Source organism: Clostridium sp. CM039 (assembly GCF_055081075.1).
Genome location: NZ_CM143649.1, coordinates 887,885 through 904,051, shown reverse-complemented (window position 1 = coordinate 904,051; position 16,167 = coordinate 887,885). Strand labels below are relative to the sequence as shown.

Annotated in this window: 17 protein-coding genes and 1 pseudogene; 12 read left to right on the top strand and 6 right to left on the bottom strand. The window is 30.7% G+C overall.

The annotated features are described in order from the left end of the window. Positions 1 to 93: 93 nt before the first annotated feature. A complete protein-coding gene (locus ACWJJ2_RS04290; protein WP_220319764.1) occupies positions 94 to 972 on the top strand; it encodes an aldose 1-epimerase family protein in 879 nt (292 codons plus the stop codon). A 92-nt stretch (positions 973 to 1,064) separates the two neighbouring features. On the opposite strand, the gene ACWJJ2_RS04285 is transcribed toward ACWJJ2_RS04290, so the two are convergent. The 3 genes from ACWJJ2_RS04285 to ACWJJ2_RS04275 all read right to left on the bottom strand — a co-directional run bounded on the left by ACWJJ2_RS04285 (position 1,065) and on the right by ACWJJ2_RS04275 (position 3,034). Next, positions 1,065 to 1,205 (bottom strand): zinc ribbon-containing protein, encoded by a 141-nt coding sequence (locus tag ACWJJ2_RS04285; RefSeq protein ID WP_216304163.1) that lies wholly within the window; start codon positions 1,203 to 1,205, stop codon positions 1,065 to 1,067. 101 nt (positions 1,206 to 1,306) lie between these two features. Beyond that, positions 1,307 to 2,569: an MFS transporter gene (locus ACWJJ2_RS04280; RefSeq protein ID WP_216304164.1), complete on the bottom strand. Its 1,263-nt coding sequence runs from the start codon at positions 2,567 to 2,569 to the stop codon at positions 1,307 to 1,309. A 12-nt stretch (positions 2,570 to 2,581) separates the two neighbouring features. Then, complete coding sequence (locus tag ACWJJ2_RS04275) at positions 2,582 to 3,034, bottom strand: MarR family winged helix-turn-helix transcriptional regulator (RefSeq protein WP_216304165.1); 453 nt, start codon at positions 3,032 to 3,034, stop codon at positions 2,582 to 2,584. Positions 3,035 to 3,247: 213 nt separating this feature from the next. Here ACWJJ2_RS04275 and ACWJJ2_RS04270 point away from each other — a divergent pair, with 213 nt between their 5' ends. The 3 genes and pseudogenes from ACWJJ2_RS04270 to ACWJJ2_RS04260 all read left to right on the top strand — a co-directional run bounded on the left by ACWJJ2_RS04270 (position 3,248) and on the right by ACWJJ2_RS04260 (position 5,966). After that, positions 3,248 to 3,928, top strand: coding sequence for a DUF5680 domain-containing protein (locus tag ACWJJ2_RS04270; RefSeq protein ID WP_216304166.1), 681 nt, complete (start codon positions 3,248 to 3,250; stop codon positions 3,926 to 3,928). A 249-nt stretch (positions 3,929 to 4,177) separates the two neighbouring features. Continuing rightward, complete coding sequence (locus ACWJJ2_RS04265) at positions 4,178 to 5,020, top strand: HNH endonuclease (RefSeq protein ID WP_220319717.1); 843 nt, start codon at positions 4,178 to 4,180, stop codon at positions 5,018 to 5,020. A gap of 77 nt (positions 5,021 to 5,097) precedes the next feature. Further along, positions 5,098 to 5,966, top strand: a pseudogene (locus ACWJJ2_RS04260) (methionyl aminopeptidase). Between the two features lie 263 nt (positions 5,967 to 6,229). On the opposite strand, the gene ACWJJ2_RS04255 reads toward ACWJJ2_RS04260, so the two are convergent. Further along, on the bottom strand, positions 6,230 to 7,216 hold the full coding sequence (locus ACWJJ2_RS04255; RefSeq protein WP_462953886.1) for an ABC transporter permease: 987 nt from the start codon (positions 7,214 to 7,216) through the stop codon (positions 6,230 to 6,232). A gap of 1 nt (position 7,217) precedes the next feature. Beyond that, positions 7,218 to 8,141, bottom strand: coding sequence for an ABC transporter ATP-binding protein (locus ACWJJ2_RS04250; RefSeq protein WP_462953885.1), 924 nt, complete (start codon positions 8,139 to 8,141; stop codon positions 7,218 to 7,220). Positions 8,142 to 8,591: 450 nt separating this feature from the next. Here ACWJJ2_RS04250 and ACWJJ2_RS04245 point away from each other — a divergent pair, with 450 nt between their 5' ends. The 8 genes from ACWJJ2_RS04245 (at position 8,592) to ACWJJ2_RS04210 (ending at position 15,386) form a co-directional block, all read left to right on the top strand. Then, positions 8,592 to 8,750, top strand: coding sequence for an aspartyl-phosphate phosphatase Spo0E family protein (locus ACWJJ2_RS04245; RefSeq protein ID WP_216304170.1), 159 nt, complete (start codon positions 8,592 to 8,594; stop codon positions 8,748 to 8,750). A 348-nt stretch (positions 8,751 to 9,098) separates the two neighbouring features. After that, positions 9,099 to 11,426 carry an ABC transporter permease gene (locus ACWJJ2_RS04240; protein WP_220287115.1) on the top strand — a complete coding sequence of 776 codons (2,328 nt, stop codon included), beginning with the start codon at positions 9,099 to 9,101 and terminating at the stop codon, positions 11,424 to 11,426. A 4-nt stretch (positions 11,427 to 11,430) separates the two neighbouring features. Then, positions 11,431 to 12,192 (top strand): ABC transporter ATP-binding protein, encoded by a 762-nt coding sequence (locus ACWJJ2_RS04235; RefSeq protein WP_462953884.1) that lies wholly within the window; start codon positions 11,431 to 11,433, stop codon positions 12,190 to 12,192. A 58-nt stretch (positions 12,193 to 12,250) separates the two neighbouring features. Beyond that, entirely contained in the window at positions 12,251 to 12,973 is a 723-nt protein-coding gene (locus tag ACWJJ2_RS04230; RefSeq protein WP_216304174.1) for a response regulator transcription factor, read from the top strand. Beyond that, complete coding sequence (locus ACWJJ2_RS04225; protein WP_462953883.1) at positions 12,966 to 13,331, top strand: hypothetical protein; 366 nt, start codon at positions 12,966 to 12,968, stop codon at positions 13,329 to 13,331. The genes ACWJJ2_RS04230 and ACWJJ2_RS04225 overlap by 8 nt, the downstream gene beginning before the upstream one ends. 116 nt (positions 13,332 to 13,447) lie before the next feature. Beyond that, entirely contained in the window at positions 13,448 to 14,308 is an 861-nt protein-coding gene (locus ACWJJ2_RS04220; RefSeq protein ID WP_462953882.1) for a HAMP domain-containing sensor histidine kinase, read from the top strand. A gap of 71 nt (positions 14,309 to 14,379) precedes the next feature. After that, positions 14,380 to 14,682, top strand: coding sequence for a hypothetical protein (locus ACWJJ2_RS04215; protein WP_216304176.1), 303 nt, complete (start codon positions 14,380 to 14,382; stop codon positions 14,680 to 14,682). Between the two features lie 32 nt (positions 14,683 to 14,714). Further along, positions 14,715 to 15,386, top strand: coding sequence for a WYL domain-containing protein (locus tag ACWJJ2_RS04210; protein ID WP_216304177.1), 672 nt, complete (start codon positions 14,715 to 14,717; stop codon positions 15,384 to 15,386). Positions 15,387 to 15,402: 16 nt separating this feature from the next. Here ACWJJ2_RS04210 and ACWJJ2_RS04205 read toward each other — a convergent pair whose 3' ends face one another. Continuing rightward, positions 15,403 to 16,089 carry a DUF1287 domain-containing protein gene (locus ACWJJ2_RS04205; protein ID WP_258280687.1) on the bottom strand — a complete coding sequence of 229 codons (687 nt, stop codon included), beginning with the start codon at positions 16,087 to 16,089 and terminating at the stop codon, positions 15,403 to 15,405. Positions 16,090 to 16,167: the final 78 nt, after the last annotated feature.

The following is a 16,167-nucleotide window of genomic DNA, read 5'->3' as shown; positions in this document are numbered from 1 at the left end:
AAGATGAAAGTATTACTTATTAATGGAAGTCCTAAGGCTAAAGGATGTGCCTATGCGGCTTTATGTAAACTAAATAATGAAAGGGTGTTTTTGATGATTTATTCTTTAGAAAATTCAACAATTAAAATAACGGCTAGCGCTCATGGTGCAGAACTACATTCAATAACTGGAAAAAAAGAAGGAACAGAGTATCTGTGGAATGGAGACCAAAACTATTGGAAATATCATTCACCAATTTTATTTCCAATAGTTGGAAAGTTAGTTGATTCAAAATATAAAATTGATGAAAAGCTATATGAATTGCCATCTCATGGATTAGGTAGGATATCAGATTTTAAATTTATATCACAAACTAATGATTCAATTACTTTTGAACTAAAATATTCTGAGGGTACTATAAAAAGATATCCATATAAATTTTCTTTACTTATTAATTACACAATTGAAAAGAATACAGTTAAAGTAACGTATAATGTTATAAATTTAGATAATAAGGATATATCATTTTCAATTGGTGCACATCCTGCATTTATGTGTCCTATTGAAAAAAATGAAAAATTAGAAGATTATTACCTTGAATTTAATAAGAAAGAAACAAGTGATATTATGGAATTAACTAAAGATGCCTATTTTTCACATAAGAGAAAAGAATGTTTAAAGGATACTGATATCATGATACTATCAAAAGAGTTATTTAAAGATGATGCTTTAGTATTTGATGATTTGAAATCTGATAAAATAACTATAAAATCAAAAAATCATGAAAAGTCGGTATCAGTAGAATTTAAGGGATTCCCTTACATGGGAATATGGTCACCAAAAGGCAGAGCACCATTTTTATGCATAGAACCTTGGTTTGGACATGCAGATTATGAAGATTTTACTGGTGAATTTAAAGATAAAGAGGGCTCGATTTCATTAACTATTGGAGAAGAGTTTACATATAGTTATAAGATTTCTATTGTAGAATAATACATGCTAATAAATGCATAGGTTGTTACAAGAAAAAAATAAGCCCAAGACTAGGGCTTATTTTTTTGATTATATTGTACCATTATTTTATTTTAAAATTTCCTATAGTTTGTTTTTTTACATTTAGGACAGGGAGGTAAAGTATCAGTATTATCATCTAATACTACTTTTTGACCGCAAATTTTACAAACGTATGTACCATTTCCGGGTTTTTCACCAGTTGAGTATTTCATAAATAATTCACCTCTTTTTTTATTAAATTATAGTTAATATAATTTTAGCATAGTAGAATTATTTTAACAATACTAGAAAAGGAAGTAGCAATTGCTTTAATTTATACGGATGGAACTTTACCATTTTTTCTAAGTTTAGACCAAGTAACAAGTAACAATATCAACATTATTGCAGAAATACCTGATAATATGAAACAAGTGTTAGCACCGTATTTTTCAGCCACAAACCCTGAAAGAAGACTTCCAAGGGGGGTGAATCCAGCAAATACAAGTGAATATACACTCATAACTCGTCCTCTGTATTCATCCTTAGAATTTAGTTGTAACATTGAATTTGCAGTGGTGGAAAAAAACATATTAAATATTCCTGTTATAGCTAAACTTAAGGCAGTAAAATAATATAAATTACTTATACCTGTAAAAATTAACATTATGCCAATTCCAATAGAGCTACCAATCATAAGAATTTTATTTGGACCATTTTTGCTTTTAAAAGACATGAGAAGTGCTCCAATGAGGGAACCTGCTCCAAGTGCAGATAGTAAAATTCCATAGGTTTTTTCCTGCATATGTAGTACGTTTTTCGTAAATACAGGTATCAAAACGTTGTAGTTAAAAACGAATATTCCCATAATGCTAATTAATATCAAGGTTTCGAGTAAGATAGATTTGCTTTTTATATATTTAAGGCCATCCAATATTTCTTTAAGCATCCCTTTTTCAGAAGTTTTCTTTCTAACATAATTGATTGCTTCAATATGGACCAGTCCATAGATAACTGCCATAAAACTAAAACCATTTAATAAAAAACACCATCCTGCTCCGAGATAGCCCATGAGTAGAGCTCCAATAGCCGGTCCAATAATTCTTGCTAAATTAAAAGTGGCTGAGTTTAAAGCAATGGCATTCATTAAATCGTCCTTTCCTACTATTTCAACATTAAAAGCTTGCCTAGTTGGCATATCTAAAGTATTACAAAATCCAAGACACAAAGCTAAAGCTATTAGATGTTCATACTTTAATGTATTCGTAAAGACTAAGGCAGACAATATAAAAGCTAATATCATCGATACGCTCTGAGTGAAAATCAGTATTTTTTTCTTTGGAAACTTATCAGTTAGTACCCCCGCAAATAATGAGAAAAAGGTTATGGGTAAAAACTGCATTGCTCCGACAAGTCCAAGTAAAAATGGAGATCCTGTCAGAGAAAGTACTAGCCAAGATTGCCCTATATTTTGTGTCCAGGTACCTATTAAAGAAAGACACTGACCCATCCAAAAATATCTATAATTTTTATGTGTAAGAGCATGAAAATTATTGTTAATAATTCTCTTAGTATTAACCACTATATTAATTTTTATCATCTCCTAATGAGCTTAATCATCTTTAGAATAATCATGTGTGAAAGTTGTAGCATTTTCTCCCATCCTTTCGAGTAATGCTAACGATGTTTTCTTTTCATCTTCACTAAATCCTGAAAATAAAATATATATCCAATCCATCATGGCTTTTCTAACCAGAGGTTTTATTTTTAATGCTTTCTCTGTAAGATAAACATTATATGCTCTTTTATCTTTTGCATCTATTTTTCTAATGATATAGTCATCATCTTCCAGCTTTTTTATAGCCTTTGCTGTGGTACCTTTATCAATTTTAAGGTAATCTGATAATTGTTCCTGACGTACTCCATCTTTTTTATATAATGCATTTAAAAATGTATATTGACCCTTACTTATATTATATGGCTTAAGTTGCCTTCCTACGTATACATGACCATTTCTATGTAAAAGAGAAATCCATCTTCCTAATGAGTTCATATTTTTATTCATTGTCGTATTCCTCCTAAATTAGTTGCAATCCCTACTAATTATATAATAGAGCAATATAGTTGTGAGTGCAACTATATTTTATAATAGTAGTGAAGTATGATTTAATTATAGAGATTTAAAATTTAAAGGCAACCTATAGTTGACAAAAATGTTATGTTTAATTGGTAGCAATATGGTTGTTTTATTAGTAGACTTAAATAGGGGTGATTAAAAATGAGTTTTCAGGAACAATTGCAAATCCTTAGAAAAGGAAAAGGATTATCACAAGAAAAATTAGCTGAAATGTTAGGTATATCAAGACAAGCAGTTGCAAAGTGGGAAGTTGGACATTCATATCCTGACATTGCAAGACTAATTGCATTAAGTGATTTCTTTAAAGTGAGTATTGATAAATTAGTTAATGATTATGAAGAAAATTGCCGTTTATGTATAGAAGAGAATAAGGTTGCTTCTATACATGAAAAAATAATAGAATTTTTACGTACAGCAAAGAGATCTACATATGCAGGAAAGGGTGCCGAGATCCAATCTTCAAGACCTAATTCACATGATTTAGAGTATGTAGAAGGAAATCTAAAATATATTGATACCTATTTAGGGGGAGGGCAATTCGCAGGAGAAGAGGCTTTATGGAAGGATGATATTCCATTTTGGTCAATGAATTATACAGGCAGAATTATAGGGGAAGGATTTTCAGGAAACTTTTTAAAAGAAGCCTTGAGCTTAGTTCCAAAAGAAAATCCATATCGTGGACCTATGGTATATCAAAATGGACAATATAAATATCATTGCATTGTTAATGGAGAATTTAAATGGTTTCAAGGATATGAGGAAATTTATTTTGATGATACAAAGGTATATGAGTGCTTTTTTCATGGTGGAACTATTAAATAATAGATTAATACTAATATAGGAGCTACTAAACTGCTTAAAAAATCTAAACAATTTCAAATAAAAGTGAACATATTTAGTTGTTCATGCAGTGAACGTTGCTTTCAAGCTTAAGTGAGTGTAGCATCTGAAAAGATTGTAGCACGATGAACTACGTGAAATGACAGGTTAAAGACGTACCTTTAGATGTACTTCAGTCTGATGCTCTACGATAATGAGGAAAATAATCTAAGGTTTTGCTACGGCTTAATTATGATTAGACACACCGAAATTCAGTGCACCATCATTTTACGAGTTGTAAACAAAATAACCAAATGGATTAAGATAGATTCGATATATTTAGAAAATGTGTTAATAGACATACGAGTTCTAACTGAAGGTAGAAGGCTATACAAATGGCAATATCAAAAATCTAATAGACTGGATAACAACATTAGGATAGCGGCACTCATGAGGGATAACTTTACTTGTGTTGATTGTGGTTCTAAAGAAAATCTACAAGAACACCACATTAAACCAAGACGTGCTAAAGGAGCCGACAGCATACATAATGTTGTAACATTATGCAAGTCATGTCACACAAAAACCTTTGGCAGAGAAATCGAGTTAATAGATCAATATTTAGCTATAATAAAAGGTAGAAAATTAAATCTTAGTGATGCCTTGCATGTTATGCAAGGTAAAAAAAATTTACAAACTGAACTTAAGAAAATAGCCCCATTATATTTAACTACGGGTGGCGATACTGCAAACCATAGAAATGATTGGGATATAGAAAAAACACACTCAAATGATGCTTTAGTTATATGTAACGTAGATATCAAAATAAATAATATTGATATCAAAGACTGGCAAATATCACCTTTACGTAAAAAATCTAAGGGTGAAGCGGAGCTAATTGTAAAAGGATTTAAGCATAGAGATTATGTAAAGTATACCAAGAAAAATGGAACCGAGTATATTGGATATATTACAGCATTATACCCAAATAAAAATCAATTTAACATGACACAAACAAATGGTGAGATATTAAAAAGATATGGTCTAAAAAGCTTGAAACTATTATCAAGACCAAAATGTATACGGTGGATATAATATTAAAAATAAGGAGGTGAACTGGTTAATTAAATCAAATGTACAATTATGTTCAGATTTAATTAACCAGGATGTATATGATTTTAAATAGAAATGATAAATGCTGGTGTGGAAGTGTACTAAAATATAAGAATTGCCATTTGGACTTTGATAAAAAGCTAGAAAACTTGAAGAAACAAGGCTGCATAGTTCCAACAAGAAATCTTATTAAGAGCAAGGATCAAATTGAAGGAATAAGAAAAAGTGCTAAAATTAATAATGCTCTTTTAGATTTAGTTAGTGAGAATATTAAAGAAGGAATGACCACAGAAGAAATTAATAAGCTAGCTCATGAATATACAATATTCAGGGGTGGAACTCCAGCTACTCTTAATTATGATGGGTTTCCAAAAAGTATTTGTACATAATCAATGATGAAGTGTGTCATGGAATACCAAGTAAAGATGTAGTACTTAAAAATGGTGATATTATAAATGTCGATGTAACTACTATACTTAATGGATATTATTCAGACGCATCAAGAATGTTTTTGATAGGAGAAGTTAGTAATGAAGCTAAGAAGATAGTAGAAATAACTAAGGAATGTTTAAATAAGGGAATAGAAGCAGCAAAACCTTGGGGCTTTTTAGGTGATATAGGGGCAGCTATTCAAGAATATGCAGAAAGTAATGGGTGCTCAGTAGTTAGGGATTTTGGCGGACACGGAGTTGGGCTAAATATGCATGAGGATCCATTTGTTTTTCATTTTGGAACTAGAGGAACAGGTATGATTCTAGCACCAGGAATGGTATTTACGATTGAACCAATGATAAATGGTGGAAGTCATAAAATATATATAGATGAAGATAATGGATGGACAGCGCTTACAGCTGATGGATCTCTTTCATCACAATGGGAGCATACACTTCTTGTAACTGAGGATGGTATAGAGATAATATCTAAATAAATAATAATCAAATCATCTCCTGCGGAGCTGCAATATTAACATTAGCAGAACATGGTGGTTATTAAAAAAGCTCTGATTTTCTTAAGAAAATCAGAGCTTTTTAGGAGAATCTAGGTAGAGTACGATTACCAGTTAAATCATCACCTGCGGTGCTGTAATATCAACGACTTCAGAAGGAGATTTATACTCCCCCTAAAGTTTTTTCTTTGTTATAGTCCATAACCCCATCTTATAGAAGAGGGAGACTTTCTTCTGAAATGTCGTTAAATATCGCGTTTCTCAAAAACTAAAAAACCTGCAGCGCAGAATATAACAGAATATATAACTGATACGCCAATAGCAAATGCAAGTGTTGTACCAACGACGAATGATCCGTTAATAATAAAGTTAGTAAAATCCGACAGTCCAAAAGGAAGATATTTACCCCAGCTGAAACGGGTTGAGAATAGTTGCACCATAGAACTACCAGCTAAAAGCAAGAATAAAGAGCATCCGGTTGCAATTGAGCGTGAACGAGATATTATTGAAAGTGCAAAAGCTACTAATACATACACAAGCACAGTAAGAAAATTAAGGCCATAAATAATAATTGTTTTTAGTACGGCTGGTATATATATTATTTTGGTACTCGTCCACATCATTTCCTTAGCACCCATGCCATTGAAACCGAAATATATACCCAGCAATATAAAGTTTAACAAAAATGCTGTTACCAAAAGTACAAGACCATAAAATAATGTAACAATTAGTTTTGCAGTAAGAATTTCAAACCGTTTATAAGGCCGTGATATCATCATTTTCATTGTACCCTCTGAAAATTCACCTGCAAATAAAGCTGAACATGCTATTATTAAAAGAAGTGCAATAATTAAACTATATGGAACATATGAATCAAACTTTGTGATTCTTGTCCAAATGCTGTCTTTGGATTCTGGCCTGATATTGTTAACAATGCTGTATTCATCTTCAGCTATGCTTTTTTTCATATTTCCTATGGATGCTGACGTTTTATCTGTTTTTTCAATTTGCGTTAGAGCAGCTTTTTCTACCGGAAGATTTGCCAGTAAGTCCTGTTTCCAATTTTCGGAAATTTTTGTAGTAGTTGAACTATTATGAGACACCTTGTGATATTTATAAATACTCGTTGCCGCTATTACAATTACAATCATTATGAGTAACATTATTTTTGTAGAAAGTCTTTTCCAAAGTTTTGTATTTTCTAGTGAAATAAGTGTAAAAAAATTCCCCATGTTATTTTTCCTCCCCTGTAAGCTTCATAAATACATCTTCAAGTGATTGAATCACTTGTCTGTCCATAGCGAAAATAGCTATGCCTGCAGAAGTTAATGTTGTAACTACTTCTGGAACACGATTTTTGGTTGTTTCAATATGTAATCCACCTTCCAAGATGCAGTTACTTATATTAACGCTTGTTAGAAGTGAAGCTGCTTTTTCATTATTATCAGATTCTAATATCAGAACAGTTTTATCACCCTTTTGTGACATGTTAAGGAGTTCGTCAATGGATTTTACCGTTATAATTTTCCCCTTATTAATTATACCAACACGGTCGCACATCTGCTGCATTTCACCTAATATATGACTAGATACAAGCACCGTAAGACTAGTTTCTGATGAAAGCTTTCGAAGTAGCTCACGCAGATCCTTGATTCCTGCGGGATCAAGACCATTTGTAGGCTCATCAAGTATAAGAAGTTTTGGACTATGAAGTATGGCCTGAGCAATACCTAGACGTTGCTTCATACCTAACGAATAAGTTTTCACCTTATCATTTATTGCCCGCTCTAAATCCACAATTTTTACAACTTCTTTGATTCGAATCTCATCTACATCTTTATATATTTTAGCGAATAGTTTAAGATTATCGAGTCCAGACATATAATTATACATATCCGGATTTTCAACTATGCACCCAATGTTACGCATTGCTCCTTTGAAATCTTCTTTTACTGAGCATCCATCTACATAAATATTTCCCTCAGTAATTTTGGATAATCCAACAATCATCTTAATAGTAGTGGATTTTCCAGCGCCATTAGGTCCAAGAAAACCGAATATTTCTCCTTTTTTAAGTTCAATGGAAATATCTGAAACGATTGTACGTTTACCAATTACTTTTTTTAGTTTTTTGATTTTTAATACTTCATTAGCCATAATATGCCCCCTGAATTTTTTTCATTTCTCATCACTATAACCATAGTATACTCCACGAGCTGCTAACACTCAATGTCGCTACACTTACAAATAAAAAAGTTATCTTACTATTTTGTAAGAAAGCCCATATTTACAGTTATTAGTTAAGAAAGTAAAAATAGACTAAGGACACTCGAAAGGGTGTCTTTTCTTTTACATTAAATCATCTCCTGCGGAGCTGCATATTAACGACTTCAGAAGGAGATTTACCCCTTTGTAGCGCTCTGGAGTAGATAACAATTCTCAATTGTTATCCCCCCACTGAAGTTTTCTATTTGTTAGGGTAAGTAACTCCTACTTATAGAAGTGGGAGACTTTCCTTCTGGAATGTCGTTAAAATATGGGTGTTACATAATGGCAGTCAAACCTCTGCCAATTTTCGCTATAATTGGTAGAGGAAGGAGGGAAATTATGACACAATTGGATGAAATATTACAAAAAATTGAAAAACACAGAACTTTATTGCATCAGTTAATGGATGAAAAAGAAACCTTAACTGATCCCAGATTAGTAGTACTTAGTCAAGAGTTAGATGAACTACTAAATGAATACGATAAGCTATTAGATTAAATTTAATAGCTTATCGTATCAAATCAATTAAGGAGCCTAAGGGCTCCTTTTCATATTAAACCCAGTAACAATTATATGAATGAATTGTAATATATGGTAATATTTTAACAATGGCATAGTTAAGTTTCCTTCAAGAAATATATCTCATGAAAATGTGATACATAGTAACAAAATATCAAGCAAAAATGAAAGCGTAAAAGTGGAACTTTCAGATATTCATTTATAATTTTGATGTAGTCGGGTGAAATATTTGTTGAATAAGTATTATTGTAAGATTTCATTAATAATTTAAATATATTTCTTTAACTTTTCTTATGTATTATATAATTAAAGAAAGGATGTGTTTAGATGTGGCTTAAAAAACTAAAAAAGAAAAAACTTCAATGTTTTTTAATAGGAGCGTTATTATTTTTATCCTCTTTAATATTTACAAGTAGTTTGTCTATGTTAACTTCTATTCAAGGGTATATTAATAAATTTTATTCTAATGATAAATTTTACTATATAATTTGTTATAACGCTAATGAAAGTTCTACAAATGATGTACTTAAGTGGGGTAAAAATAATACAGAGGTTAATGATGTTAAAGCTACTGAGGCGTTCACTTCTGGTAACGACCTTTATCACAATGGTGTAAATTTAAAGATTTCAATGTACGATGTTGTTCCCATAGAAGATAGCAAAAATATTCCATTTGGACTAACTAAGGGTAACTCATCAAATAATGACAGTTGTCCTAAAAAAGGTGAAGTGTGGATTACTAAGATTCTAGCAGAAAATAATAATATTCACCTTGGAGATAACTTAACCATAAAAACAAAGACAAAGGACGTTACTTTAAAGGTTTCTTCCTTAATTAATGACTCTCTTGAGCCATCTTCTACTATTGGTATAATTAATCTATATACCAATAAGAATAGTGAGCAGGAATTCTCTTCATTAAGGAAAGCATCATTAATTTTTATAGATGTTAAAAGTGGGACTAATGTAGCTAATGTAGAAAAGGATTTGACCGGGGCTATAAAAGTTGGTGGCTTTGTATTTGATAAAGATTTATTAAGCTTAAGTTCAACGATGGCTTCTTCTATGATAGGTGGCATTGCAACCTTAGCTTCAATTCTAGTGTTTATTGTTTCAGTGCTTCTTATGCGATTTATTTTATGGAATAATATTTTAAAAGAATATAAATCTATTGGAATATACAAAGCTCTTGGTTTTTCTAAAAGAGATATTCTCAAATTTTATATTATAGGTTACTCAATAATTGCATTTATTGGAAGTATCCTTGGAGCTCTGTGTAGTATCCCTATATTAAATTATACAGCCTCGAAAGTTTTAAAGTATATTGGTGATTTTAAAGGTGTAAGTATTAATGCATATGTTATTTTAGCTACAGTAATTTTATTTACATTAGTGGTGATTATTAATCTGTATTTTGTAATTAGAAGAACTAATAAGATTACACCTGTGGAGGCTCTTAGAACAGGGATTACATCTTCAAGGCGAAAGCTAACAAAGTCATTGATCAAAGATAATATATCTTCCTTAGCCTTTGCAATAAACGATATGTTTAAATATAAAAAGACTACTGCCTTTATCACATTAACATTAACATTATCCCTAACACTGGTATTGATATTTGGTAATGCAAATGGATCTATGTCAAAGATGAAGGAAAATGCTCCTATTTGGTTTGGACTACCTAAAAGTAATGTAACCATTAGTGCTCCGCAAATGGTTAGACAATCAGAAGTTTTAAATAAGGTTTTGAATGATGTAAAGAAGGACAATAGAATTAAAAATTATGTTTATGGATCTATGATGCTAACGGATGTAGTAGAACTTGATACTAAAAAATACCCTATAAAGAGTACACTTTACGATATATTTGTGATGAATTCTTACACCAGTGATTTAGGCTTTACTATCATAGATGGGCATAATCCCAAAAATTCTAAAGAAGTAGCTGTTTCTTCAAAAATATTAAAAGATGCAGGGTTATCCGTAGGAGACTATATAGAACTATCTATAAATAATAAAAAAGACTCCTATTTAATAACAGGCGCTTATAATTCAATGATGCAAAATGGATATGGTATAAGAATATTAAATGCTGCAATAGAAAAGGAGATTCCAAAATTTATAGGCAGTGAAATTTTTATAACTCTAACAGCTGGTACAGATATAAAACAATTTAAGAAAGAGATTAACAATATATATCCTAATTTAGATGCCAGTGAAATTCCACCTGCAATTAAAGATGTCATAGTATCTATCCCTGGAACAGTACTCCCTATTACCAATTTATTAATTGTGGTATTTATAGCATTTGGTGCAATAACGATATTAAATATTATCATAATCAATATTAGAGATAATAGAAGAAACTTTGGAATAATGAAGGCCCTAGGATTTACATCTAAAGAAATAAGAAACAGATATCTATATAGGATATTAATATTAACATTATTTAGCACAATTATAGCTATCATATTTAATTTAACGCTAGCAAGACCTATGATTGCTGCAGCAGTTAGTAAATTAGATGTGTTAATAATATCTCCAGTAACAATGTTACTACTAATAACTACTATGGTTTGTTTAATATTAGTAACTACACTTATATGCTGTAACTCTATAAAAAATACTAAGATTACTGAATTAATGGAGGAGTGATTTGATGAAAAAATCAGTTATAAAAGCTAATAATCTTTGCAAATCATTTGTCACAGGTAAAACTGCGCTAAATGTGATAAAAAATTTAAGTTTAGACATCTATGAAGGGGACTTTACTGTAATTATGGGAAGCTCAGGCTCTGGTAAATCTACATTATTATATACTTTAAGTGGTATGGACTCACCCACTAGTGGCAGCGTTAATCTCTTAGGAAAGGATATTACATCAATGAAAGAGGATGAACTTTCATCAATTAGAAAAAAAGACGTTTCCTTTGTATTTCAAAGTATAAATTTATTACCTGATATAACGGTTTTTGAAAACATAGCTTATTGTGGTTATGGAGTAAATAAAAATAAAAAAGAAGTAAATGAGAAAACCTTAAAGCTTCTTGAAACCCTGAGTATAAAAGATGCTAAGGAAAAATACCCCTCAGAAATTTCTGGTGGTATGCAACAAAGAGCAGCAGTGGCAAGAGCTATAATCACATCCCCTAAAATACTATTTGGAGACGAGCCCACAGGAGCACTTAACTCCACTGCGGGAGAAGAGGTTCTAGACATATTGTCGGACTTAAATAATAATGGTCAAACAGTAGTTATGGTTACTCATGATTTAAAGGCTGCTGCTCGTGCTTCCAGATTAATATATTTAAAGGATGGTAGAATAGATGGAGAACTTGATTTAGATAAATTCTTTAAATCAGACGATGGAAAAAATAGAGAGGTTTTAATATTTGAATTTTTGAAAGAAAGAGGGTGGTAAACTCTCTTTTTTATATTTTTATGGTAAAATGTAATTATAAAGCATTTGGAGGGTAATTATGGCAAATGAAAAAATTCTTATCATTGAAGATGATATAGATATCAGAAATATATTAAAAGATTATTTTAATAGTGAAGGGTTTATAGTTGATTATTGTGATAATGGAGGAAAAGCTCTTGTCGCGTTTAATTCTTTTAATCCGGATATTGTTGTTTTAGATATAATGCTTCCTGAGGTGGATGGCATAGAAATCTGCAGAATTATTAGGACCACCTCGCGAGTACCCATAATAATGCTTTCTGCTAAAAGTGGGGATATTGATAAGATATTATCCCTGGGAGTTGGCGCTGACGATTATATAACTAAACCTTTTTCTCCCATGGAGATAATAGCTAGAATAAAAGCACATCTGCGGAGATATAAAACTTTTTCAATTCCATTAAAGGATTCTTATCCTTCTAAAAAGTATGATTCTGAAATAAAAGAGTTTGGTAAGTTAGCTATAGATAGTAAAAGCTATAAAGTAACCTTTAAGGGAAAAGAGATTCACTTAACATCCAGAGAATTTGAAATAGTAGACTTTTTATCCGATTATCCATGCCAAGTATTCTCTAAGCAGCAGCTTTATGATAATATTTGGGGACTTAGCGACTTTGGAGATTTAAATACAGTTGCTGTTTATGTAAATCGAATTCGCGAGAAATTTTCTCTGCACAATATAAATTACATTAAAACTGTTTGGGGAGTTGGTTACAAATGGGAGGAAGCAATAGATGAATAAGCAAAGCATAGCTTTGAAAGTTAAAGTTTTCACTTTATCTGTAATTGTATTAGTAGCCTTTGTAATTATTTATTCAACAAATCTTATATATAATAAAAACAGCTTTTATCCTACAGTTAATAAGGGCAGACTTTTAACAAGTTCTATAAAAATAAGTGTAGAAGAAGCATTAGTGAGTAATAATTCTGAATTTTCTTTGAAAAGTGATTTTCCCTATGCTGTTATAGATTTAAATGGAAAGGTTTTGTACTCTTCTATAAGTATTTATAAAAAAGATGCTGTAGCTGATTTAAATGAATTTATGGAATATGATAATAAAGCTTCGATGCAGCATCCGGGACCACAGCAATATTTTTAATTCCTAAGGAGGATTTTTTATCTACTTCACCCAAGCTAGTTACCTTTAGAGATGTATTACCTATTATCATCTCTTTATCTGCAATAATTATACTAATAATCCTCACTTATATTTTATTGAAAAAGGATATTTTATTGCCCTTAGATTCTCTTAATGAAAGTGCGCGGAGAATTTTAAAGGGTGATTTCACATATGAAATTCATTATGATTATGATACAGAAATGGGTGTTTTTTGCCACGATTTCGAAGCTATGAGAGATGAACTTAAATCTTCAAAGGAAAAGGAAATATCAATAAAGGTAAGTGAAAAGGAGCTTTTAGCTTGCTTATCTCATGATATTAAAACCCCTCTAACTGCCATCCATGGATATGTGTCAGGGATTAAGGATGGCATTGTTAAAGATAAGGCGGGTATTGAAAATTATTGTATAATAATATTAAACAGAGTAAAAATGTTATCTAAGCTTCTAGAGGATATACTAGAGCATTCAAAGGCAGAGCTTAACAAAATGAACATATCATTAGTTGAGTTCTACTGTGGCGATTTCTTTAAGGATATATTAGATGATTTATCTGTAGAGATAACCAGTAAGGAAATTCATTTTATTTTCCCAGATAAAATACCTAACCTTTTGTTAAATGGTGATAAGAAAAGACTTTCTCAAGTAATGTACAATTTAGTTTCAAATAGTATAAAGTATTCAAGAGAAGATGGATCCATTTCAATATATTTTGAAAACACTGGTAGGTATCTTAATGTATACATAAAAGATACAGGAATGGGAATTTCTTCGGCTGATATTCCTTATATATTTAATAAATTCTATAGAGCCGAGAAATGCAGAAATCAAAATATTCCAGGATCCGGCCTTGGTCTCTCCATTTCTAAGTATATTGTTGAGGCTCATGGTGGCTTTATAAATTGCGTTGAATCTTCATTGAATGGGACTATTATTTGCTTTGGAATACCAATATAAGTGGTATGGGTTAAGATGTATTTGTTAGATAGTGTACATTAAAATTGTAACTGTATGAGGAGGGGAGGAATATGAAGGGTAAAATTTCAACTAAAAACATTGGAAATATGTTAGTTATTATTTCTTTTACAATACCTTTAATTAATTTTATGTTTATACTGAATTGGTTCTTTGAGATAACTCCATATCAAAAATTAGAAGGGATGCCTTTATTGTTGACGCCTTTAATCTGTCCAATAGGGATGTTATTTGGTGTTTTGTCAATGGCGATTATACGTAATAAACTTGCAAAATATAGTATTATTTTCAATATTATATTAATAACACTACCGTTTTTATATTGGACTTTAGGAACTTTAATTTTTGGACCATGAACTAGCCTCCACTTTATAAGTGGGTCTTGTTGGTGAATATAGATAATGACGGTGAGTATGAATCAATAAAAAAGAAATTTTATTTAAATCTTTCTGGAGATATTAGAGATACGATAGATAGAATAAAAGACCGTGTTGATTTTTTGTCAGTACATCAACAAGAGGAAATTCCATTTTTAAGACAATTATTAGATGCATCAATAAAGCAGGATGTTATTATAATTAACTATGTGACAAATGAGAAAGCCAGCAATAGAAGTGTTCAACCAATTGGTATATATGCAAATGAAGGAATGTGGTATTGTCCATCTTATTGCTTTTTAACTAAAGATTATCGAGTCTTTAGGTGTGACCGTATAAAGTCTGTAAAACTTGATGAAAAAACCGATACTATCGACATGTCTAATATTAATTTAAAGAACCGTTTTTCAATCCTTAATGACACTAAAGAAACATTTGAATTATATGTGGAGTTAACTAATAAAGGTGTAGAAAAATATCAATCTGCAAAATGGCCAAAGATTGAGTTGAATAAACAAGAAGATGGTTCAGGATTTTTGAATGGTAATATCTCAAAACATGATATTGATTTTTTTTCTGATTACTTTATTACATATAGTAAACATGCAATTATCAAAAAACCTTTTGAGTTAATTGCATGCATAAAAGGGAAACTAAATATAATTTTAAATCAGTATACTTAATTTAAATATGAATTATTTAATCAAATTTCCATCTATAATGACCGTGTATAGGAGATGTAAAGTAAGAAAGTTTCAGTATACTAGCATGAGGTTTGGTATTATGAATGACATAAGGAATACCATTTTTATCTCTTTTATTAGAAATAATACCAATATGTTCATAACCCTTAGTAAATACCACAATATCACCAGGTTGCCATTCTTTTAAATTTTCAGCATTCCTAGATTTAACTTCGGTGGTTAAACTTTGAGCGTGCCTACTAAAAAATATATCTTGATTGGGCACTCGTCTGAAATCAATATTAGGGTCTGGCTTTTCATCTACTCTAGGATAAAGTTTAATATTGCTTTTTATGTCCTCATCAATAAGGTCTTTTAAATTAATGTTAGCAGTTTTAAAACCTCGCCAAATTACGTCGGTACATACCCCTTCTTTTTCAGGTGGATAGCCACCATTATAATAATTACTTATATATTTTGTTTTATTAAGAACTTCATTATTAGCACCATTAACTATATCTAGTGCATCTGCTACTCCGTTTTTATTGTTATCAATTTTCGAAAAATTTTCAGATACTATAAATTTGGGTTTAAAGATGCTAAAAACATATTCATTAATGATGGATTTAAAAGGTGAATATATATAAGCACAAGTTAAGATTAAAAAAATCATTATTAAAATTACAACAAATTTTTTTTTCACTTTGTCACCACCCCATCTAGTTTACAATTATGACATTAAAAATATCTTTAAAGAAAAAAAGATTTAAAAATTCTTAGC

Coding starts and splice junctions, on each gene's coding strand:
- ACWJJ2_RS04270 (WP_216304166.1), top strand. CDS start 3,248: ATGAGTTTTCAGGAACAATTGCAAATCCTTAGAAAAGGAAAAGGATTA.
- ACWJJ2_RS04275 (WP_216304165.1), bottom strand. CDS start 3,034: ATGAATAAAAATATGAACTCATTAGGAAGATGGATTTCTCTTTTACAT.
- ACWJJ2_RS04225 (WP_462953883.1), top strand. CDS start 12,966: ATGAATAAGCAAAGCATAGCTTTGAAAGTTAAAGTTTTCACTTTATCT.
- ACWJJ2_RS04255 (WP_462953886.1), bottom strand. CDS start 7,216: ATGGGGAATTTTTTTACACTTATTTCACTAGAAAATACAAAACTTTGG.
- ACWJJ2_RS04240 (WP_220287115.1), top strand. CDS start 9,099: ATGTGGCTTAAAAAACTAAAAAAGAAAAAACTTCAATGTTTTTTAATA.
- ACWJJ2_RS04245 (WP_216304170.1), top strand. CDS start 8,592: ATGACACAATTGGATGAAATATTACAAAAAATTGAAAAACACAGAACT.
- ACWJJ2_RS04215 (WP_216304176.1), top strand. CDS start 14,380: ATGAAGGGTAAAATTTCAACTAAAAACATTGGAAATATGTTAGTTATT.
- ACWJJ2_RS04235 (WP_462953884.1), top strand. CDS start 11,431: ATGAAAAAATCAGTTATAAAAGCTAATAATCTTTGCAAATCATTTGTC.
- ACWJJ2_RS04265 (WP_220319717.1), top strand. CDS start 4,178: ATGATTAGACACACCGAAATTCAGTGCACCATCATTTTACGAGTTGTA.
- ACWJJ2_RS04230 (WP_216304174.1), top strand. CDS start 12,251: ATGGCAAATGAAAAAATTCTTATCATTGAAGATGATATAGATATCAGA.
- ACWJJ2_RS04290 (WP_220319764.1), top strand. CDS start 94: ATGATTTATTCTTTAGAAAATTCAACAATTAAAATAACGGCTAGCGCT.
- ACWJJ2_RS04280 (WP_216304164.1), bottom strand. CDS start 2,569: ATGATAAAAATTAATATAGTGGTTAATACTAAGAGAATTATTAACAAT.
- ACWJJ2_RS04285 (WP_216304163.1), bottom strand. CDS start 1,205: ATGAAATACTCAACTGGTGAAAAACCCGGAAATGGTACATACGTTTGT.
- ACWJJ2_RS04250 (WP_462953885.1), bottom strand. CDS start 8,141: ATGGCTAATGAAGTATTAAAAATCAAAAAACTAAAAAAAGTAATTGGT.